Source organism: Bordetella genomosp. 8, assembly GCF_002119685.1.
Classification (GTDB): Bacteria; Pseudomonadota; Gammaproteobacteria; order Burkholderiales; family Burkholderiaceae_B; genus Bordetella_C.
Map to the genome: position 1 here is coordinate 5,329,369 of NZ_CP021108.1, position 19,830 is coordinate 5,349,198.

18 protein-coding genes are annotated in these 19,830 nt (G+C 67.9%); 14 read left to right on the forward strand and 4 right to left on the reverse strand.

Annotated features, from left to right (window positions below):
• Window positions 1-3: 3 nt before the first annotated feature.
• Window positions 4-237, reverse strand: coding sequence for a DUF3820 family protein (locus CAL12_RS24065; protein WP_086066911.1), 234 nt, complete (start codon window positions 235-237; stop codon window positions 4-6).
• Window positions 238-320: 83 nt separating this feature from the next.
• Entirely contained in the window at window positions 321-1,781 is a 1,461-nt protein-coding gene (locus tag CAL12_RS24070) for an N-acyl-D-amino-acid deacylase family protein (RefSeq protein WP_420042741.1), read from the reverse strand.
• Between the two features lie 302 nt (window positions 1,782-2,083).
• Between CAL12_RS24070 and CAL12_RS24075 the strand changes: the two genes are divergently transcribed.
• From CAL12_RS24075 to CAL12_RS24105, 7 genes are read left to right on the forward strand one after another with little or no spacing between them, the layout of a single operon-like run.
• Entirely contained in the window at window positions 2,084-3,523 is a 1,440-nt protein-coding gene (locus CAL12_RS24075; protein WP_086066912.1) for a M81 family metallopeptidase, read from the forward strand.
• A gap of 55 nt (window positions 3,524-3,578) precedes the next feature.
• A complete protein-coding gene (locus tag CAL12_RS24080; RefSeq protein ID WP_086066913.1) occupies window positions 3,579-5,156 on the forward strand; it encodes an ABC transporter substrate-binding protein in 1,578 nt (525 codons plus the stop codon).
• 1 nt (window position 5,157) lies between these two features.
• Window positions 5,158-6,093: an ABC transporter permease gene (locus tag CAL12_RS24085; protein ID WP_086066914.1), complete on the forward strand. Its 936-nt coding sequence runs from the start codon at window positions 5,158-5,160 to the stop codon at window positions 6,091-6,093.
• Between the two features lie 18 nt (window positions 6,094-6,111).
• Complete coding sequence (locus CAL12_RS24090) at window positions 6,112-7,038, forward strand: ABC transporter permease (protein ID WP_086066915.1); 927 nt, start codon at window positions 6,112-6,114, stop codon at window positions 7,036-7,038.
• A 15-nt stretch (window positions 7,039-7,053) separates the two neighbouring features.
• The gene (locus CAL12_RS24095) at window positions 7,054-8,073 is read left to right on the forward strand and encodes an ABC transporter ATP-binding protein (RefSeq protein WP_086066916.1); all 1,020 of its coding nucleotides are present in this window, start codon (window positions 7,054-7,056) and stop codon (window positions 8,071-8,073) included.
• Window positions 8,070-9,155, forward strand: coding sequence for an ABC transporter ATP-binding protein (locus CAL12_RS24100; RefSeq protein ID WP_232464619.1), 1,086 nt, complete (start codon window positions 8,070-8,072; stop codon window positions 9,153-9,155). Before CAL12_RS24095 ends, CAL12_RS24100 begins: the two co-directional genes overlap by 4 nt.
• Window positions 9,156-9,166: 11 nt before the next feature.
• Window positions 9,167-10,777: an amidase gene (locus CAL12_RS24105; protein ID WP_232464620.1), complete on the forward strand. Its 1,611-nt coding sequence runs from the start codon at window positions 9,167-9,169 to the stop codon at window positions 10,775-10,777.
• On the opposite strand, the gene CAL12_RS24110 is transcribed toward CAL12_RS24105, so the two are convergent.
• Complete coding sequence (locus CAL12_RS24110) at window positions 10,725-12,131, reverse strand: FAD-binding oxidoreductase (RefSeq protein ID WP_086066918.1); 1,407 nt, start codon at window positions 12,129-12,131, stop codon at window positions 10,725-10,727. The genes CAL12_RS24105 and CAL12_RS24110 overlap by 53 nt on opposite strands.
• A 2-nt stretch (window positions 12,132-12,133) precedes the next feature.
• Complete coding sequence (locus CAL12_RS24115) at window positions 12,134-12,814, reverse strand: aspartate/glutamate racemase family protein (RefSeq protein WP_086066919.1); 681 nt, start codon at window positions 12,812-12,814, stop codon at window positions 12,134-12,136.
• 150 nt (window positions 12,815-12,964) lie between these two features.
• On the opposite strand from CAL12_RS24115, the gene CAL12_RS24120 reads away from it, so the two are divergent.
• The 7 genes from CAL12_RS24120 to CAL12_RS24150 all read left to right on the forward strand — a co-directional run bounded on the left by CAL12_RS24120 (window position 12,965) and on the right by CAL12_RS24150 (window position 19,790).
• On the forward strand, window positions 12,965-13,888 hold the full coding sequence (locus CAL12_RS24120) for a LysR substrate-binding domain-containing protein (protein ID WP_086066920.1): 924 nt from the start codon (window positions 12,965-12,967) through the stop codon (window positions 13,886-13,888).
• Window positions 13,889-14,002: 114 nt separating this feature from the next.
• Complete coding sequence (locus CAL12_RS24125; RefSeq protein WP_086066921.1) at window positions 14,003-14,926, forward strand: dihydrodipicolinate synthase family protein; 924 nt, start codon at window positions 14,003-14,005, stop codon at window positions 14,924-14,926.
• Complete coding sequence (gene hydA, locus CAL12_RS24130; RefSeq protein ID WP_232464621.1) at window positions 14,923-16,431, forward strand: dihydropyrimidinase; 1,509 nt, start codon at window positions 14,923-14,925, stop codon at window positions 16,429-16,431. Before CAL12_RS24125 ends, hydA begins: the two co-directional genes overlap by 4 nt.
• A gap of 106 nt (window positions 16,432-16,537) precedes the next feature.
• A complete protein-coding gene (locus tag CAL12_RS24135; protein WP_086066923.1) occupies window positions 16,538-17,389 on the forward strand; it encodes a transporter substrate-binding domain-containing protein in 852 nt (283 codons plus the stop codon).
• Between the two features lie 141 nt (window positions 17,390-17,530).
• Complete coding sequence (locus CAL12_RS24140) at window positions 17,531-18,301, forward strand: amino acid ABC transporter ATP-binding protein (protein WP_086066924.1); 771 nt, start codon at window positions 17,531-17,533, stop codon at window positions 18,299-18,301.
• 62 nt (window positions 18,302-18,363) lie between these two features.
• Window positions 18,364-19,041, forward strand: coding sequence for an amino acid ABC transporter permease (locus CAL12_RS24145; protein ID WP_232464622.1), 678 nt, complete (start codon window positions 18,364-18,366; stop codon window positions 19,039-19,041).
• A gap of 74 nt (window positions 19,042-19,115) precedes the next feature.
• Entirely contained in the window at window positions 19,116-19,790 is a 675-nt protein-coding gene (locus tag CAL12_RS24150) for an amino acid ABC transporter permease (protein ID WP_086066925.1), read from the forward strand.
• Window positions 19,791-19,830: the final 40 nt, after the last annotated feature.

The window sequence follows — 19,830 nt, forward strand, 5'->3', positions numbered from 1 at the left end:
CCGTCACCCGGGGCGCTTCGGCGCCCCGCCTTGCCGCAGCGGATCCAGCAAGGACTTGAGCCCGTTGTGGTCGAGCTCATGCATCAATCCCAGCAGCTCGCCCAACCGCCCCGGCGGAAACCCTTCCCGCGCGAACCAGGTCAGATAATGCCCCGGCAGGTCCGCCAGCAGGCGGCCCTTGTACTTGCCGAAAGGCATGGTCCAGGTGACCAGGAGCTTGAGATCTTCGGGTTGCATGGCACGGTATCGAGCTTGGGCGCATGATTGTATGCGCCCCATGAGGGCACGATACGCGCCGGCGGCGCGCGGCCTATCGTCCGCTAGGCGCGAAGCGATGCCGCGGGCCGGTCCGTGATGTAGCGGCCCGGGCGGGCGCCGGTGGCGGCGCCATCCTGCCAGGTGGCGACGCCGGCGACGAAGACGTGGCGCATGCCGGCGCAGGCTTCGGTCGGCGAGTCGAAGGTCGCCTTGTCGATGATGGTGTCCGGGTCGAACACCGCGAGATCGGCGTGGCAGCCGACGTCGACGCGGCCGCGGTCGCGCAGCCCCAGGCGCGCGGCCGTCAGGCCGGTCATGCGATAGACGGCGTTCTCCAGCGGGAAGAGGCCCAGCCCGCGTCCGTAATGGCCCAGCACGCGTGGGAAGGTGCCCCACAGGCGCGGATGCGGACGGCCTTCGCTGGACAGTCCGTCGGACCCTATCATCGTGTCCGGATACTGCAGGATGCGCCGCACGTCGCCGTCGTCCATGATGAAGTAAACCGCGCCGGCCGGCAGCAGGCGTTCCGCCGCTTCGCGCGCGCCGCAGCCCCATTCCTGCGCCAGGTCTTCCAGATAGCGGCCGGCGGCCTCCGGATGCGGTTCGGACCACGTGATCATGGTGCGATCGCAGATCTCCACCCGCTCGGGCCGCAGGATGGTGGACGATGCGTCGTAGGGGTAGCAATCCAGGCAGACCGACTGGCCTCGCGCCGCGTCGCCGATGCGCGCCAGCGTCTGCACCGAGCGGCCGTGATTGTGCTTGCCCACCAGCTTGTGATGCGAGATCACGACCGGCACGTTCAGCGCGGCGCCGATGCGCAGGCTTTCCTCGATGGCGTCCATGACGCGATCGCCCTCGTCGCGCATATGCGTGGCGTAGATGCCGCCCAGGCGGGACATGGGTTCGCAGACCGCGATGATCTCCGCTTCCGGCGCCGCCGCGGCCGGCGGGTAGAAGGTCCCCGTGGACACGCCCAGCGCGCCATCGTTCAGCGCCTGTTCGACGTCGTCCCGCATGGCGTCGATCTCCGCCGCGGTGGCCGCCCGCGTGACGTCGCCCATGCGCATCACGCGCAAGGTGGAATGGCCCACCATCGCGGCCACGTTCACGGCGGGCGCCGTCGCGTCGATCGCCTGCCGGTACTCGGCGAAACTGCCGTAGGCGTTCCCGCGCCCCAGCAGGTTCAGGGGCGGCACCAGGCTTTCGCCGCCGCGCAGCGGCGCCAGGCTGATCCCGCAATTGCCATTGACCACGGTGGTGACGCCCTGCGACACCTTGGGCAGCATGTCGGGCATATCGAGCACCGCGCGGTCGTCATGCGCATGGCTATCGATGAAGCCCGGCGCCACCACCAGCCCCGTGACGTCCAGCCGACGCGCTGCGGGCTCGGCCGCAAGATCGCCGATGCCAGCGATGCGGCCGTCGCGCACGCCGACGTCGGCGCGGCGGCGCGGCGCCCCCGTGCCGTCGACGACGTCGCCGCCTTGCAATACCAGGTCGTAGGGCTGCTGCATGTTCATGGTCGCGATCCTTCGTGGGTTCGATACGCCGGCGCACCGGCGGGTGCGCCTCGGCGGCACGGCAGCATTGTGCGCCCCCAAGTCCCGCGCGGCCAATGCAAAAGGCGCATCACGGCATAACCTTTAGGCATGTCCCCTGCTGCTGCGCCGTCTTCCCTGAGGCCAAGCCTACGCGTTTACCCTAATATATACATGCATGCATAACCATCGGTTATGGTCCATGCCGGAATTGCTATTTGTACGCCGCCCGGCGCAAACGGCATGATGCGCCCCAGATGCCACGTCCAGGGACCCCTCATACCATGCGTATCTTCAGCGCCGGCCTCGGCACCGAAACCAACACCTTCGCGCCGTTGCCGACCAGCATCGACTCGTTTCGAGGCCGGGAATACTATCCCGCCGGCACGCATCCCGACGCGCCGACGTCGCAGGGCGCGCCGCTGTGGGTCGCCCGCAAGCGCTGCGCGCAATCCGGCTGGACGCTCAAGGAAGGCCTGGTCGCGACGGCGCAGCCCAGCGGCATCACCACCCGCTCGGCGTACGAAACGCTGCGCGAGGAAATCCTGGCCGACCTGCGCGCGGCCCTCCCGGTCGACATCGTGCTGCTGGGCCTGCACGGCGCCATGGTGGCCGACGGCTATGACGATTGCGAAGGCGACCTGCTGGCCCGCGCGCGCGACCTCGTCGGACCCGGCGTCGTCATCGGCACCGAGCTGGACCCGCACGCGCACCTGACCCCGCTGATCGTGCGGAGCGCGGACGTGGTGGTGCTGTACAAGGAATATCCGCACACCGACATCGTGCATTGCGCGGAACAGCTGTTCGACCTGTGCGCCGACAAGGCCCAGGGCCGCACGCGTCCCGTCGCGGCGATGGTCGACTGCGAGATGGTGGTGCCGATGCACACCACGCGCGAACCCGCGCTGGGCTTCGTCAACAAGCTGCGCGCGATGGAAGGCAAGGACGGCATATTGTCGCTGTCGTTTTCGATGGGCTTCGCCACCGGCGACGTGCCGGAAATGGGCACCAAGGTCCTGGTGTACACCGACGGCGACCAGGCGCGCGCCGACGCGCTGGCGCGCCAGCTGGCCGACGAACTGATCGCCAAGCGCGACCAGCTGCTGGTGAACTACCGCACGGTGGACCAGGCCATCGACGAAGCGCTGGCCTTCGACGGCGGGCCCGTCGTGCTGGCCGACCGCGCCGACAATCCCGGCAGCGGCGCCCCGGGCGACTCCACCTATGTGCTGGCCCGGCTGCTCGAACGCGGCATCCAGAACGCCGCGCTGGGTCCCTTCTGGGACCCGATGGCGGTGCGCATCGCCTTCGACGCGGGCGAAGGCGCGACGCTGCCCATGCGCCTGGGCGGCAAGATCGGCCCCTTGTCCGGCGCGCCGGTGGATGCCGACTGTACGGTGCTCGCCCTGCGCCGCGACATGGCCATGACCGGCCTGACCGGCAGTCCCACGGCGATGGGCGATTGCGCCCTGGTGCAGGCCGGCGGCGTCCAGATCGTGCTGGTGTCCAACCGCAACCAGGCCATGAACATCGATCTGTTCACCCAGCTCGGCTGCGATTTGACGGCGCGCAAGATCGTGGTGGTGAAATCCGCGCAGCATTTCTACGCATCGTTCTCCAAGATCGCCAGACACGTGATCTACGTCGGCGCGCCCGGCGTGGCCACGCCGGACTGGAAGACCCTCTCCTACAAAAAGATCCGCATGCCGAAGTGGCCGCTGTAAGGCGGACGGCAGTACGCTCGCATTCTTTCCCAGCCATCGCTAACGGAGCTGTTCCATGAAACGCCGCATCCAAACCGCGCTCGCCGCCATGTCCATGGCGGTCGCCTGCCTTTCCGCAGCCCCCGCCCATGCGGACGGCAAGACCCTGCGGCTGGTGCCTTATGCCGACCTGAAAGTGCTGGACCCTTTCTTCACGACGGCCTATATCACCCGCAATTTCGGTTTCATGGTGTACGACACCCTGTTCGCGCCGGACGCCAAGGGCATTCCGCAGCCCCAGATGGTGGACAGCTACAAGACCTCTTCCGATGGCAAGTCCTGGACCTTCACGCTGCGCGACGGCCTCAAGTTCAGCGACGGCAATCCGGTCAAATCGGCCGACGTGGTGGCTTCGCTGCAGCGCTGGGAAAAGCGCGACAACATCGGCCGCGCCATGGTGGCGGCCGGCGGCAAGTGGGCCGCCGTCGACGACAAGACCTTCACGCTGACGCTCGACCAGCCTTTCGGGCCGGTCCTCGACGGCCTGGCCAAGGTCGCCAGCTATCCTGCCTTCATCATCCCCGAGCGCCTGGCGAAGATGCCCGACACCGCCCCGCTGAATGAAGTCGTGGGCTCGGGCCCCTATCTGTTCAAGCGCGACGAGTGGGTGCCCGGCAACAAGCTGGTGTTCGTGCGCAATCCCGCTTACGTGGGCCGCAAGGAAGCGCCGTCCGGCCTGGCCGGCAACAAGACCTCCCACGTCGATCGCGTGGAATGGGCCATCCTGCCGGATTCCAACAGCTCCATCGCAGCGCTGAAGAACAACGAAGTCGACATGATCGAGGAAGTGCCGCCCGACTATATCGAGACCCTGCGTAGCGACAGCGACATCCACGTCGGCGTGACCGGCAAGTCGCAGGCCTACATCATCATGAACTTCCTGAATCCGCCGTTCGACAAGGTGCAGGCGCGCCAGGCGCTGCGGCATGCCATCGACCAGGAGAAGTTCGTGACCGCGATGGGCTATCCCGCGGACATGCGCATGGACTACTGCGCGACCTATTTCATCTGCGGCAGCCCCAACGACACCAGCGCCGGCGCCGCGCCCTACCGCAAGGTGGATATGGCGCTGGCCAAGAAGCTGCTGGCGGAATCCGGCTACAAGGGCGAGAAGATCGCCGTGCTGCTGCCCACCGACGTGGCTTACCTGAACTCCGCCACGCTGGTGGCGATCCAGGCCATGCAGGACCTGGGCATGAACCTGGACATCCAGTCCATGGACTGGGCCACGGAAACCGCGCGCCGCGCCAGCAAGAATCCGGTGGACAAGGGCGGCTGGAGCATCTACCTGTCGTCGGCGGCCGACTACAACGTGAACTCGCCGATCAACAACACCTACCTGGGCGCGGCCTGCGGCAACAGCCTGCCCGGCTGGCCCTGCGACAAGCCGCTGGACGAGCTGCGCGCGCAGTGGATCGCCGCCACCGACCCCGCGCAGCGCAAGCAACTGCTGGACAAGTTCCAGGAGCGCGCCTACGAGGCCATCCCCTACATCGCCGTCGGCCAGTACAACCGCGTACACGCGGTGCGCAAGTCCGTGCAGCACAGCGACCTGCTGTGGGGCCTGCCCAATGTGTGGGTGCTGGACAAATAATATGGCCTATGTGATACGGCGCGTACTCGCCACCCTGCCCGTCATGGCGGTGGTGGCGGTGATCGTCTTCCTGCTCATCCACCTGTCGCCCGGCGATCCGGCGGCCCTGATCGCCGGCGACCTGGCGACGGCCGAAGACATCCAGCGCCTGCACGTGGCGCTGGGCCTGGACCAGCCCCTGTGGCAGCAGTTCTTCCTGTGGGCGGGCAAGTTGCTGCGCGGCGATCTCGGCACGTCGCTGTTCACGCAGGTGCCCGTCACCAGCCTGCTGGCGCAGCGCCTGGAGCCCACGCTGTCGATCGCGTTGCTGACCATGGGCCTGTCCATCGTCGTCGCCATCCCGCTGGGCGTGTTGGCCGCATACCGCGCCGGCACGTGGATAGACCGCCTGGTGATGGTCTTCGCGGTGCTGGCTTTTTCCGTGCCGGTCTTCCTGGTCGGCTATCTGCTGATCTACGGCTTCGCCGTGCAGCTGCACTGGCTGCCGGTGCAAGGCTACACACGCCTGGCCAGCGGGCCATGGCCATGGCTGCGCAGCCTGATCCTGCCCTGCGTGAACCTGGCCCTGGTGTATATCGCGCTGATCACGCGCATGACCCGCGCCACCGTGCTCGAAGTGCTGCATGAAGACTACATCCGCACGGCCCGCGCCAAGGGTCTGGGCGTGCTGCCGGTGCTGGGCCACGCCCTGCGCAACGCCGCGATTCCCATCGCCACCACGGTGGGCGTGGGCATCGCGCTGTTGATAGGCGGCGTGGTGGTCACCGAAACCGTCTTCGCGATTCCGGGCATAGGCCGGCTCGTGATCGACTCGGTCCAGCACCACGACTATCCCGTGATCCAGAGCGTGCTGCTGCTGTCGGCCGGCGTCTACGTACTGATCAACCTGCTGATCGACCTGAGCTACCGCCTGTTCGATCCACGCATACGCTATTGAAGCGGCTCCAGGAACACAATGTCCGAAAACACTTCCACGACGTCGGCGGTCGATGCGCTGGATCCGCGCCAGCCCGGCCCGCCGCTTGCCGCAGCCGCCGTCGACGCGCCCCCCTCGCTGCGCTGGCGCTGGCTGCGCAAGCACCCGACGCTGGTCCTGGGTATCGCCTTGCTGATGGCCGTCGCCGCGCTTGCGCTGGCGGCGCCCTGGATCGCCACGCACAATCCCACCGCCATCAATCCCCTGCAACGCCTTAAGCCGCCATCGGCGGAGCACTGGTTCGGCACCGATGCGCTGGGCCGCGACGTCTTCAGCCGCGCGGTGTGGGGCGGCCGGGTCTCGCTCATCGTGGCGATCTCCGTGGCCGCGCTGGCGACGGTGCTGGGCGTGGCGCTGGGACTGATGGCGGGCTTCATGCGCTGGGCCGATTCCATCATCATGCGCATCATGGACGGCATGATGGCCATCCCGGACATCCTGCTGGCGATCGCCCTGATGGCGGTCATCCGCGCCAGCCTGTCCACGGTCATCCTGGCCATCACCATACCGCAGGTGCCGCGCGTGGTCCGGCTGGTGCGCTCGCTCGCCCTGACGCTGCGCGAGCAGTTGTTCGTCGAAGCCGCGCATGCCATCGGGACGCGCCTGCCGGTGATCCTGGTGCGCCATGTCCTGCCCAATATCGTGACGCCGCTGGTGGTGCAGGCCACTTTCATCGCCGCCACCGCGGTACTGACCGAAGCCGTGCTGTCCTTCCTGGGCGTGGGCGTGCCCGCGCAGGTACCCAGCTGGGGCAACATGATGGCCGAAGGCCGCAACTTCGTGGCGGTGGCCTTCACCGTCATCCTGTACCCGGGCGCGCTGCTGGCCCTGACGGTGCTGGCGATCAACATGGTCGGCGACGGCTTGCGCGACGCGCTCGATCCGCGCCTGGCGAACCAACTCTGAAGGAATGGCAACGACATGACTGAACAAACGTCGTCCGCGCCGGTCCTGCTGGACGTGGACAATCTTTCGACCTGGTTCGACACGGTGGCCGGGACGGTGAAGTCCGTCAACGGCGTGTCCTATCAGGTGCGCGCCGGCCAGACGCTGGGCGTGGTCGGGGAATCCGGCTGCGGCAAGAGCGTGACCGCGCTTTCCATCATGCGGCTGCTATCCATGCCGCCCGCGCGTTTCGCCGGCGGCGCGGTGCGCTATCGCGGCACCAATCTGCTGGAGCTGAGCGAAAAGCAGATGCGCGCCATCCGCGGCAACCGGATTTCCATGATCTTCCAGGAGCCGATGACGTCGTTGAATCCGGTGTTGACGGTGGGGCGGCAGATCGCCGAAACCGTCATGCTGCACCAGAAGGTGGGCAGGCGCGAAGCGCTGGCGCGCGCCACCGAAATGCTGCGGCTGGTGCAGATCGCCGAGCCGGAACGGCGCGTGAACGAGTATCCCCACCAGTTGTCCGGCGGGATGCGCCAGCGCGTGATGATCGCGCTGGCCCTGTCCTGCAATCCGGAAGTGCTGATCGCCGACGAGCCCACCACGGCGCTGGACGTCACCATACAGGCGCAGATCCTGGAGCTGCTGCGCGGCCTGCAGGAAAAACTGGGCATGGGCATCGTCATGATCACCCACGACCTGGGCGTGGTGGCCGAATGCTGCCACCGGGTGGTGGTCATGTATGCGGGCCGCAAGGTGGAAGAAGCGCCGGTGGCCGAGCTGTTCGACCGTCCGCTGCATCCCTATACGCGCGCCCTGATGGCCTCCATGCCGTCGATGAACCACGCGGGGCGCCTGACCGAGATTCCCGGCATGGTGCCGCCGCCGACCCAGCTCGGCACGGGTTGCAGCTTTGCCCCGCGCTGCGCGTACGCCAGCGACCGCTGCCGGCGCGAAACGCCGCCCCTGCGTCCGCTGGGCGGCGATCACGTGGTGGCCTGTTTCCATGCGGAGCAGGTCGAAGCCACCGTCACGGAAGGAGCGACGGCATGAACAACGCCACGATGACCACGTCGCCGGCGGACGCTCCGCGCGCCGCCGGCACACCGGCTGGCGCCCCGGCCGCCGCGGTGGCCAACCCGGGCGCGCCGCTGCTGCAGGTGCGCGACCTGGTCAAGCATTACCCCGGCTCGTCCAGTTGGCTGGGCCGCAAGCGCCCCACCGTGCAGGCGGTCGACGGCGTGTCCTTCGACCTGGCGCGCGGCGAAACCCTGGCGCTGGTGGGCGAGTCCGGCTGCGGCAAGACCACCACCGGCAAATCCATCCTGCGGCTGATCGAACCCACCTCCGGTTCCGTCAAGCTGGATGGCGAGGACATCGCCCGGCTGGATATCGCGCACATGCGCGAACGGCGCCGCGACATGCAGATCATCTTCCAGGACCCCTATGCGTCGCTGAATCCACGCATGAAGGCCGGTGCCATCGTGGCCGAGCCGATGCGCAATTTCAGCGGCGTGCCGGGCCACGCCGCGCGCGAACGCGAAGAACGGGTGGCATGGCTGTTCTCCAAGGTGGGCCTGCGTCCGGAAGCCATGAAGAAGTTTCCGCACGAGTTCTCCGGCGGCCAGCGCCAGCGCCTGGGTATCGCCCGGGCCTTGGCGCTGCGCCCCAAGCTGATCGTCTGCGACGAACCGGTGTCGGCGCTGGACGTATCGGTGCAGGCGCAGGTCATCAACCTGCTGACCGACCTGCAGGCGGAATTCGGCATCGCCTATCTGTTCGTCGCGCACGATCTCGCAGTGGTCCGGCACATCAGCCATCGGGTCGCGGTGATGTACCTGGGCCAGGTCGTCGAACTGGCGGACCGCGACACCTTGTTCGCGCAGCCCCGCCATCCCTATACGGAAATCCTGCTGTCGGCCGTGCCGGTGCCGAATCCCCATGTCCGCAGCCAGCGCAAGCTGCTGCGCGGCGATCCGCCCAGCCCGGCCAATCCGCCCAGCGGCTGCCGTTTCCATACCCGCTGTCCGCTGGCGCAGGATATCTGCAAGCGCGAACGACCGGCCCTGACCCCGCGGCCGGTGCCGGACGGCGCGCCCGGGGCGACGCAGCTGGTGGCCTGCCACTTCCGTTGAGCGTGGCGCTCGTGAAAGAAATACAGGACCTTGCCGGCCGCGATCTTTGCCAGTTGAGCGCGGCGATGGAGACGGGCGCCATCACGTCTGCCCAACTGGTCGACGCCTTTCTGGCACGCATCGCCGCGCACGATAAGCAGGGCGCCGGCATCAATGCCATGACGGCGCTGCTGCCGGACGCGCACGCCCAGGCAGTGCGGCGGGACCGCGAGCGCGCAAGCGGCCACGCGCGCGGCGTGCTGCATGGCCTGCCCATCGTGGTCAAGGACAATATCGACGTGTCGGGACTGCCCACCACGGCAGGCTGCGCGGCGCTGCTCGACCACCGGCCCGCCCGCGACGCGGAAGTCGTGCGCCGCCTGCGCGATGCCGGTGCCGTGATACTGGGCAAGGCCAATATGTCGGAAATGGCGTGCTCCAACGGGCGCTACGGCTACAGCTCGCTGGCCGGCCTGACCTTGAATCCCCGGAACCTGGCGCGCAATGCGGCAGGGTCGAGCAGCGGCAGCGCGGCGGCGGTCGCGGCGGGTTTCGCGGCGGCCGCCCTGGGCACGGACAGCTTCGGCTCCGTGCGCGCGCCCGCCTGTGTGACGGGCCTGGTCGGACTACGGCCGACGCACGGCCTGGTGCCCCTGGACGGCGTGCTGCCGCTGGCCTTGTCTTTCGACACCGTGGGGCCCATGACCCGTGGCGTGCGGGATGCGGCGATGCTGCTGGACGTCCTGGCGGACGCACGGCCAGGCGTCGACGCTGGCGTCTATGCGGCAGCCCTGCGCGCCGGCCTCGACGCGGCGCGCGGCGTCCGCATAGGCGTGCTGGCCGACTACCCCGGCCAGGACGACGAGGTGCGCGCCATCCTGCAAGATGCGCAGGCGCTGCTGCGCGAACTGGGCGCTACGCTGGTGCCGCTCGCGCTGCCCGCACCGCCTTCCGCCACGCCGGACGCGCGCCCCGACGCAGCCCCGCCGGGCGCGGCAACCGCACCCGGATCCGCATACCTGCACACCATCTACCCCGGCCTGCTCGCGCCGCTGGCCGACACCGAATGGCCCGCGCAGCTGGATGCCTACCTGGCGGCCGGCGTCGGCGGCGGGCCGCGCGACATGGCGCAGTTGGTGGCGGCGGCGCAAGCCTGGTCCGCCGCGCATCCCGAGCGCGAGGTCAATCCCCGCACCCTGGCCGGCATGCGGCGCGCCCTGGAACAGGCGCGCATGCAGACCGCCGCGCAGCGTGCGCGGGCCGAGGACGCGCTGGCTGCCTATCGCGCCGCGATCGTGCAATGCTTTCATGATGGCGGGCTGGACGCCCTGCTGTTCCCGACCCTGTCCTGCCCAGCCTCGCCGCGCTACGACCGCCAGGATCCGGGCTACACGGTCCATCCCGGCAATGCCTACGCCGGCCTGTACGTCGCCAGCGCCGCCGGCCTGCCGGAAATCAGCGTCCCTGCCGGCATGGCCCGCGCCGGCGTGCCCGTGGGCCTTTCATTCATGGGCGCGCGGCATGGCGAGGCCCGCCTGCTGAGCCTGGCGCACGCCTTCGAGCAGGCGCGCGGTTTCCGGGCGGACGGTCCTAGAGCAGCTTTCCGGGATTCATCAACTGGTCCGGATCCAATGCCCGCTTGATCATCAGCATCAGGTCCATTTCGACCGTCGACTTGTAGCGCCGCAGCTCGTCGCGCCGCAGTTGTCCGACACCATGCTCGGCGCTGATGCTGCCGCCGCGCTGCACGACCAGATCGTGCACGCAGCGGTTCAGGCCCGCCGTCAGCTGGACATATTCCTCGTGCGGCACATCCAACGGCAGCAGCACGTTGTAATGCAGATTTCCATCGCCGACATGTCCGAAGTTCACGATGGGCAAGCCTGGGAACTCGCGCTCCACCGCGGCGTCGGCCTCCTTGATGAAGGCCGCCAGGCGCGAGATCGGCAAGGCGATATCGTGCTTGACCGCCTTGCCGGCCCGCACCTGCGCTTGCGAAATGCCTTCGCGCAGGCGCCACATGGCCTTGGCCTGCGACTCGTTGGTGGCAATCGCCGCATCGGCGATCAGGCCTTCTTCGAGCGGCCCCGCCAACGCGGGTTCCAGCAGTTCCGCCAGGCCTTCGGGCACCGCGTCCGACAGCTCGATCAGGGCATGGTACGCGTGCGCGCCCGCCAGGGGGCAGGCCGCGCCGCTGACGTGCCGCGAGACCAGCGTCACGCAGTACGCGGACATCATCTCGAAAGCCGTCAGGCGCTCGCCGCAGCGTGCCTGCAACCGGGTCAACAGCGACACCACCGCGTCGGGTGATGGCGCGCCCACCCAGGCCGTCGCGCGTCCCAGCGGGCGCGGATAGAGCTTGAGCACCGCGCCGGTGATGATGCCCAGCGTCCCTTCCGAGCCGATGAACAGGCCCCGCAGGTCGTAGCCGGTATTGTCCTTGCGCAGCCCGCGCAAGCCGCTCCATACGCGGCCGTCCGGCAGCACCACCTCCAGGCCCAACGCCAGGTCGCGCGTGTTGCCATAACGCAGGACCGCCGTGCCGCCCGCGTTGGTGGCCAGGTTGCCGCCTATCGTGCAACTGCCCTCCGCGCCCAGGCTCAGGGGAAAGTGGCGTCCCGCGTCGCGCGCGGCGTCCTGTACGTCGGCCAGGAGCACGCCGGCGTCGACGGTGATCGTGTTGTTGACCGCGTCCACTTCGCGGATGCGCTTCATGCGGTTCAGGCTGAGGATGACCTGCGCGCCGCTATCGTCCGGCGCCGCGCCCCCGCTCATGCCCGTATTGCCGCCCTGCGGCACGACCGGCGTGCCGTTCTGGCGGCACAGGCGCATGACGGCGGCGACCTCGGTCGTGTTGCGCGGCCTGACGACCACCGGCGTGCGGCCGCGCCATTTGCGCAGCCAGTCTTCCACGTAGGGCGCCTGGGCCGCTTCGTCCAGCACCAGGCCGTCGTCACCCACCACGTGGGCCAGGCGGCGGATCAGTTCGCTGTCCATGCCTAGCGCGCCGGGGAACCCAGCAGTATGCGCGCGATCGCCATCCCAGTCGCGGCCTGGGTCGGCTCGACCACCGGCAGTCCGATTTCCGCCTGCAGCCACTCGCGATACGCCGCCATGCCGGCGCAGCCGAGCACGATGACGTCGGCCTGATGCACGTCGCGCAATTGCCGCCCGACATCCGCCAGGCGCGCGCGCGTGCGGTCCGCGTCCGCCAGTTCCACCACGCCCAGGCCCAGCGGCAGTTCCGCCGCGACGCGGGCGGCGACGCCCATGGCGCCGAACATGCGTCCATGGCGCGGGATCGATTGCCGCAGGATGGCGATGACGCCTACCCGCTGGCCCTGCGTCATCGCCGTCAGGACGCCGCATTCGCTGATGCCCAGCACCGGCTTGGCGGTGGCTTCCCGTACCGCATGCAGGCCCGGATCGCTGAAGCAGGCAATGACGTAACCGGCCGCCGCGTCGCCATGTTCTCGGTCCAGCCCCTGCACCAGGCGCACCAGCGGCAGGGTGACGCTTTCGACGTCCAGCTGCGTCTGGATGCCGGGCGGGCCTTCGCGCAGTGTCAGGCATTCGATGCGCGGGCCGCCGGGCACGCGCAGGGCTTGCAGGCCGGCATCGAAAGCATCGGTGACCGCCTGGGTAGAATTCGGGTTGATGACGTACAGCGTCCGTTCCATGGCTTTCCTTGCGCGACAGAGCTGGCTTGGGGATACCTGGGCGAGTCTAGCAGCGGGCCGGCGGCAGGCTGCAATGTCATTTTGTCGGCCCCGCTTAACATGTTGTTATGGCGCGCGGCGCCGCCGTCCTTCCCTCGACCCCCTAACGCCATGTTGCTCAACCTCAGGCAGATCGAAGTATTCCGCGCCGTCATGACCACCGGTTCGATCAGCGGCGCGGCCAAGCTGTTGTTCGTCTCCCAGCCGGCCGTCAGCCGCCTGCTGGCGCATACCGAGCAGCGCCTGGGATTCAGCCTGTTCGAGCGCATCAAGGGACGCCTGTATCCCACGCCGGAAGCACGGCAACTGTTCCGCGAGGTGGAAAACGTCTATGCCGGCGTGCGCCGCGTGGGCGAGCTGGCCGGCGAACTGGCCGAGCGCCGCACCGGCATCCTGCACGTGGTGTCCAGCCCCAGCATCGGCCACATGCTGATCCCCCTGGCGATTTCGGCCTTCCGTGCCGAGCACGAGGACGTCAAGGTGACCTTCCAGGCGCTGTCGTTCCGGCCGCTGACCCAGATGCTGCTGGACAACCGCGCGGAGATCGGGGTGGTGATCCTGCCGGCCCAGCATCCCAACCTGGTCGCCCAGCCCATAGGCGAGGCGCGGCTGGTCTGCATCTGCCCCTACAACCATCCGCTGGCGCACCGATCCCTGCTGACCATCCAGGACCTGCTCCCCTACCCGCTGATCTCCTATGGCGTCGATACGCCCTTCGGCGCCCTGGTCGAACAGATGTACCAGGAAGCCGGGGAGCCGCGCCGCCTGGCGGTGGAAGTCAGCTCGCCGCAGAACGCCTGCTCGCTGGTGCAGGCCGGAGCCGGTATCGCCATCGTCGACGAATTCTCGGTGCGCAGCCGTACGTCCGGCGAATTCGTGGTGCGGCCCATCGCCCAGTCCAAGGTCCTGACGGCCAGCTTGCTGCAGTCGCGCTTCGAGCCCCTGTCCCAGCTGGCGCAGGCCTTCGTGGATACCCTGCGCAAGACCATGCGGAACCAGGGTTTCGAGATGGCATCCGGGCAAACCCGAAATTAACGGCGTGTTATAGGACGCCAATAAAAAAACAAGTGGAGTTCTGCGGGACTGCCTTTAGGATGGTCATCCATGCCCGGCGCGGCTTGCCGGGCGCCCGACCGACCTGGAGACGAAATGACCGCCGCCCCCGACGCCCACGGCGTTTTCACCATCTGCCCGACGCCGTTCGACGATGCCCTGCAGGTCGACACCGACAGCATACGCAGCCTGGTGGATTTCCTGCTGCCCACCGGCATCAAGGGCCTGGCGGTGCTCGGCTTCCTGGGCGAACTGCATAAGCTGTCGTCGGCCGAACGGCGGCTGGTGCTGAAGACCTTCGTCGACCATGCCAACGGCCGCGTGCCGGTGTGGGTGGGCGTGCGCGGCCTGGGCATCGCCGGCGCCATCGAACAGGCACGCGAGGCCCAGGAACTGGGCGCCGCCGCGGTATTCGCCGCGCCGCTGGACAACGCCAGCGACGCCGTGCTGTTCGACTACTACAAGGCGGTCGCGCAGGCCGTCAGCATCCCGGTCGTCATCCATGACTTTCCCGATTCCTTCGGCACCGAGATTCGCCCCGAACTCGTGGCGCGGCTGGCGCGCGAAGGCGGCGTGCATGCGATCAAGATGGAAGAACCACCGGTCGGCCAGAAGATCACGCGCATCCGCGAGCTGTGCGGCGACGCGCCGATGAAGATCTTCGGCGGCCTGGGCGGCGTGTATTTCCTGGAAGAACTGCAACGCGGCGCGGCGGGAACGATGACCGGCTTCGCCTTCCCCGAAATCCTGGCGGCGATCTACGACAGGCACGCGGCGGGCGACGCCGCCGGCGCCGCCGCGATCTTCGACCGCTACTGCCCCCTGATACGCTACGAATTCCAGCCCAAGATCGGGCTGGCGCTGCGCAAGTACATCTACCAGCGTCGCGGCGCCATCCGCAGCAACGCCCTGCGGTCCCCCGGCATGCGCATGGACCCGGTTACCGCCACGGAACTGGAAGCCACCGTCCGCCGGGTCGGCCTGTCGCTGGATGTCGCCGGCGCGCAGCGCATCGCATGAACACCCCGCATCCCGAACAAGGAATCAGTCCCATGGCCGCGTCCGGCGAATTCGATCTGACCATACGCAATGGCCGCATCAGCACGGCGTCCGATACCTTCCATGCCGACATCGGCATACGCAACGGCGTCATCGCCGCCGTCGCGCAAAACCTGGCGCCCGGCCGCGAGGACATCGACGCCAGCGGCCGCTGGGTGCTGCCCGGCGGCATCGACAGCCACTGCCACGTCGAGCAGCTGTCGGGCATGGGCGTCATGTGCGCCGACGACTTCTACAGCGCCACGGTGTCGGCGGCCTTCGGCGGCACCACGACCATCATCCCCTTCGCCGCGCAGCATCGCGGCAACGCCATACCGGAAGTCGTCGCCGACTATCACCGCCGCGCGGCGGAAAAGGCCGTCATCGACTACGGCTTTCACCTGATCCTGTCGGATCCCACGAAACAGGCGCTAAGGCACGACCTGCCGCAATTGATCCGCGATGGCGTCAGCTCGTTCAAGGTCTACATGACCTATGACCGCCTGAAGCTGGACGATTACCAGCTGCTGGACGTGCTGGAAGTCGCGGACCGCGAAGGCGCGCTGGTGATGGTGCATGCCGAAAACAACGACATGATCCGCTGGATCGCCCGCCGGCTGGTGGAACGCGGCATGACTGCGCCCAAGTACCACGCCGTGGCGCACGACCCCATCGCGGAAAGCGAGGCCACCCACCGCGCCGTCGCGCTGGCGCGGCTGATGGACGTGCCGCTGCTGATCGTGCACGTGGCCGGCCTGGAAGCGGTGCGGGTGATCCATTCCTCGCAGTCGCTGGGCCTGCCCATCCTGGCGGAAAGCTGCCCGCAGTACCTGTTCCTGACGCAGGACGACCTGGACCGCGACGGCCTGGAAGGCGCCAAGTATTGCTGCAGCCCGCCGCCGCGCGACGCGGCCTCGCAGCAGGCGGTATGGGACGGCCTGCTGGACGGCACCCTGCAGATGTATTCGTCCGACCACGCGCCCTACCGCTTCGACGCCAGCGGCAAGCTGCCCAAGGGCGACCAGACCACCTTCAAGGACATGGCCAACGGCGTGCCGGGGCTGGAGCTGCGCATGCCGCTGCTGTTTTCAGAAGGCGTGCTGACGGGCCGCATGACGATAGAACGCTTCGTGGCCGTGACGTCCACCAACCATGCCCGCACCTACGGCCTGCATCCGCGCAAGGGCACGATCGCCGTGGGCGCCGACGCCGACGTGGCGGTGTGGAATCCCGAACGGGTAGTGCGCATCAGCGCCGGCATGCTGCACGACCAGGTGGGCTATACGCCCTACGAAGGCCGCACGGTGCGCGGCTGGCCCGAGATCGTCACCAGCCGTGGCCGTGTCGTGGTGCGGGACGGCAAGCTGCGCGTCGAACGCGGCAGCGGCCAGTTCCTGAAGCGCGGCACGCCGGAACCCGTACTGCGCCAGCGCCTGAACGGCAATCCCAACAGCATCATGCGCAAGTTTTTTTCCCAAGACGCCTGAGAGCGCCAGGGTTTTCACACACAAACATACGAGACGCCCCTACGACCTGCCCCACCACTTGCCCTTACGACCTGCCAGCCAGGCCGCCTTTTTCAAGGACCGAACCATGACACGCACCGCCTTCCCGACGACCGCCATCCGCATGGCCGGGTTCCTGCTCGCCGCCGCCTGCTGCGGCACGGCCTGGAGTGCCCAGCCCCTGGTCACCGGCGTGGACGCGACCTTCGCGCCACATGCCATGCCGAAGCTGGCGGGCGGCCTGCAGGGCTTCAACATCGACCTGGGCGAAGCGCTGGCCAAACAGCTGGGCACCACCGTCAATATCGAAGGCACGGAGTACTCGGCGCTGATCCCGGGGCTTAACGCCAAGAAATACGATTTCGTACTGGCGCCGACGACGGCCACGCCGGAACGCGCCAAGTCGCTGCTGTTCTCGGAAGGCTATCTGAACACCGACTACACCTTCCTGGTGGCCAAGTCCAAGCCCGATATCACCGGCCTGCAGGACCTGAAGGGCAAGACCATCGCGGTGAACAAGGGATCGGCGTATGAAAGCTGGGCCCACGACAACGCGGAGAAATACGGCTTCAAGTACGACGTCTACGCCAGCAACGCCGACGCGGTCCAGGCCGTGCAATCCGGTCGCGCGGATGCCAACCTGGCCGGCAATACGGTCACGGCATGGGCGGCCAAGCAGAACCCGGCCGTGAAGGCCACCTACACCATCCAGACCGGATTGGTATGGGCGCTGGCATTCCGCAAGGACGACAAGGCCGGCCGCGACAGGATTTCCACCGCGCTCAAATGCCTGAAGCAGAATGGCACCGTATCGGCGCTGGCGCAGAAGTGGTTCGGCTTCAAGCCGGCAGCCGGCTCCGCCGCCGCCACCGTGGGTGTCGGCCAGGGCGTGCCCGGCCTGGAAGGCTACGACCCCACCCCGGTCTCCCTCCACTGCTAAGGATGGGGCCCACCCCCGAAGCGCTCCGCGCTTCCCCCTCAAGGGGGCGACGCCAGCGGACCGGCAAAGCCGGATCCGCGGCGTCCCCGATCATGCGGCATCTGCTTCTTGCGAATATGCGCGGCGCATTGGAAAAATGATATGGAACGTCCCATTTTGCGTATCGTGGGACTGCACAAGTCCTATGGACAGAATGCGGTCCTGAAGGGCGTTGACCTGGATGTGCGGCGCGGCGAGCTGGTCTTCATCATCGGGCCTTCGGGGTCCGGCAAGAGCAGCCTGCTGCGTTGCTGCAACCAGCTTGAACCGTCGACGTCCGGCCAGATCGTGGTGGACGGCGACGTCATCACCGCGCATGGCGCCGACCTGAACCGCATCCGGCAGAACATCGGCATGGTGTTCCAGCACTTCAATCTGTACCGCCACATGACGGCGCTGGGCAACGTCACGCTGGCGCTGCGCAAGGTGCAGAAGCTGAGCCGCGCGCAGGCCGAAGAACGCGGCCTGGAAGCGCTGCGGCGCGTGGGCCTGGCCGATCGCGGCGACGCCTATCCGGATCAGCTCTCGGGTGGCCAGCAGCAGCGTGTGGGCATCGCGCGCGCCCTGGCGCTGCGGCCGAAAATCGTGCTGTTCGACGAACCCACCAGCGCGTTGGATCCCGAACTGGTCGGCGGCGTCCTGAACGTCATGCGCGAGCTCAAGCGCGACGGCATGACCATGGTCGTGGTCAGCCACGAGATGGCTTTCGCGCGCGCCGCCGCCGACCGCGTCGTCTTCATGGACGGCGGCGTGATCGTCGAACAAGGTCCGCCGGAACAGGTCTTCGGCGCACCCACGCATCCGCGCACGCGCAGCTTCCTGGCGCACCTGTCCGATCATGGGGCGGAGGCGGCGGACTCCCAGGCGGCCTGAGCGCCTGGTCCTTCCCCCACCCCGCGCAAATCCCGCCAGGAACTCGCAACGAGCCCGCCGCCATGGACCTGAAAGCCTTCGCCTTTTCCTTTTTCAACGCCGACGTCGCATGGCGCTACCTGCCCGACATCCTGACCGGCATGTGGGTCACGCTGCAGCTGGGCGTCGCCGTCGCCGTCAGCGGACTCGCGCTGGGCTTCGTCCTGGCGGTGCTGCGCGCCCTGCACCTGCGCGCACTGAACGTCGCGATCATCTGCTTCGCGGATATCCTGCGCGCCCTGCCGCCGCTGGTGGTGATCATGGTGCTGTTCTTCGCCTTTCCATACATCAACCTGGCCATGTCGGCCTTCGCCGCGACCTGGCTGTCGCTGACGCTGGTGCTGGCCGCCTTCGCGGAAGAAATCTTCTGGGCCGGCATCCTGTCGGTGCCGCGCGGCCAGGCCGAAGCCGCGCGCGCCACCGGCCTGGGCTGGCTGCAGACCATGCTCCACGTCGTCATGCCACAGGCGATCCGCCTGACGGTGGCGCCGTTGACCAATCGGGTGATCGCCATCACCAAGAGCACCGCGCTGGGATCGGTGGTGGGCTTGAGCGAAGTCCTGAACAACGCGCAGTCGGCCAGCAGCAACGCGGGCAACGCGACCCCGCTGACCCTGGGCGCCATCGCCTGCCTGGCCATCTTCATACCCGTCGTGCTGCTGGGGCGTTGGGTCGAGACGCGATTCCGCTGGAAGAGCTGAATCCGGGAATCCCGAGCCCCCCTTACGCGTATCGCCATCGCCCACGCGGCACCAAGACAGGCATGCCATAGACCATGGATCAATTACTGCAGAACTTCTTCAACCTGGACATCTACATCAGCGTCGCGCCCTACCTGCTGCAGGGGCTGGGCCGCACGCTGCTGTTGTCGGCCATCGTCATTCCCGTGGGCCTGGCTTCGGGGCTGGCGATCGGCGTGCTATCCATCACGTTGAAGCGGCGCTGGACGCGCTTTCTGCTGGCCGTCTATATCGATTTCTTCCGCGCCCTGCCGCCGCTGGTATTGCTGATTTTCATCTACTTCGGAGCGCCCTTCCTGGGCCTGGACCTGCCCAAGCTCCTGGCGGTGGCCATCGGCTTCATGCTGAACAACTCGTCCTACTACGGCGAGGTCTTCCGTGCCGGCCTGGAAAGCGTGCCGCGCGGCCAGGTCGAGGCCGCCCGGTCCACGGGCCTGAGCGCCGCGCAAACGCTGTGGTACGTACAGATTCCGCAGGCCGCGCGCAACGTCATGCCGGACCTGATCAGCAATACGCTGGAAGTGGTCAAGCTGACCACGCTGGCCAGCGCGGTGGCCTTGCCCGAGCTGCTGCGTGTCGCGCGCGATGCGCAGTCGCTGGTGTACAACCCCTCACCCATCGTGCTGGCCGCGCTGTTCTATCTGGCGCTGCTGTGGCCGGTGGTGCGCCTGTTGAGCCGGCTGGAACATCGGCATTTGGGAGCGCGCTGAGCCCCCGTACTCACACCAGCGCCGCTCCCAGCCTGTCCGG

Excerpts from the sequence above, each read along its gene's own strand:
- CAL12_RS24065 (WP_086066911.1), bottom strand. The coding sequence starts at position 237 with ATGCAACCCGAAGATCTCAAGCTCCTGGTCACCTGGACCATGCCTTTC.
- CAL12_RS24135 (WP_086066923.1), top strand. The coding sequence starts at position 16,538 with ATGACACGCACCGCCTTCCCGACGACCGCCATCCGCATGGCCGGGTTC.
- CAL12_RS24140 (WP_086066924.1), top strand. The coding sequence starts at position 17,531 with ATGGAACGTCCCATTTTGCGTATCGTGGGACTGCACAAGTCCTATGGA.
- CAL12_RS24120 (WP_086066920.1), top strand. The coding sequence starts at position 12,965 with ATGTTGCTCAACCTCAGGCAGATCGAAGTATTCCGCGCCGTCATGACC.
- CAL12_RS24075 (WP_086066912.1), top strand. The coding sequence starts at position 2,084 with ATGCGTATCTTCAGCGCCGGCCTCGGCACCGAAACCAACACCTTCGCG.
- CAL12_RS24150 (WP_086066925.1), top strand. The coding sequence starts at position 19,116 with ATGGATCAATTACTGCAGAACTTCTTCAACCTGGACATCTACATCAGC.
- CAL12_RS24110 (WP_086066918.1), bottom strand. The coding sequence starts at position 12,131 with ATGGACAGCGAACTGATCCGCCGCCTGGCCCACGTGGTGGGTGACGAC.
- CAL12_RS24115 (WP_086066919.1), bottom strand. The coding sequence starts at position 12,814 with ATGGAACGGACGCTGTACGTCATCAACCCGAATTCTACCCAGGCGGTC.
- CAL12_RS24090 (WP_086066915.1), top strand. The coding sequence starts at position 6,112 with ATGTCCGAAAACACTTCCACGACGTCGGCGGTCGATGCGCTGGATCCG.
- CAL12_RS24080 (WP_086066913.1), top strand. The coding sequence starts at position 3,579 with ATGAAACGCCGCATCCAAACCGCGCTCGCCGCCATGTCCATGGCGGTC.
- CAL12_RS24085 (WP_086066914.1), top strand. The coding sequence starts at position 5,158 with ATGGCCTATGTGATACGGCGCGTACTCGCCACCCTGCCCGTCATGGCG.
- CAL12_RS24070 (WP_420042741.1), bottom strand. The coding sequence starts at position 1,781 with ATGAACATGCAGCAGCCCTACGACCTGGTATTGCAAGGCGGCGACGTC.
- hydA (WP_232464621.1), top strand. The coding sequence starts at position 14,923 with ATGAACACCCCGCATCCCGAACAAGGAATCAGTCCCATGGCCGCGTCC.
- CAL12_RS24145 (WP_232464622.1), top strand. The coding sequence starts at position 18,364 with ATGGACCTGAAAGCCTTCGCCTTTTCCTTTTTCAACGCCGACGTCGCA.
- CAL12_RS24100 (WP_232464619.1), top strand. The coding sequence starts at position 8,070 with ATGAACAACGCCACGATGACCACGTCGCCGGCGGACGCTCCGCGCGCC.
- CAL12_RS24125 (WP_086066921.1), top strand. The coding sequence starts at position 14,003 with ATGACCGCCGCCCCCGACGCCCACGGCGTTTTCACCATCTGCCCGACG.
- CAL12_RS24095 (WP_086066916.1), top strand. The coding sequence starts at position 7,054 with ATGACTGAACAAACGTCGTCCGCGCCGGTCCTGCTGGACGTGGACAAT.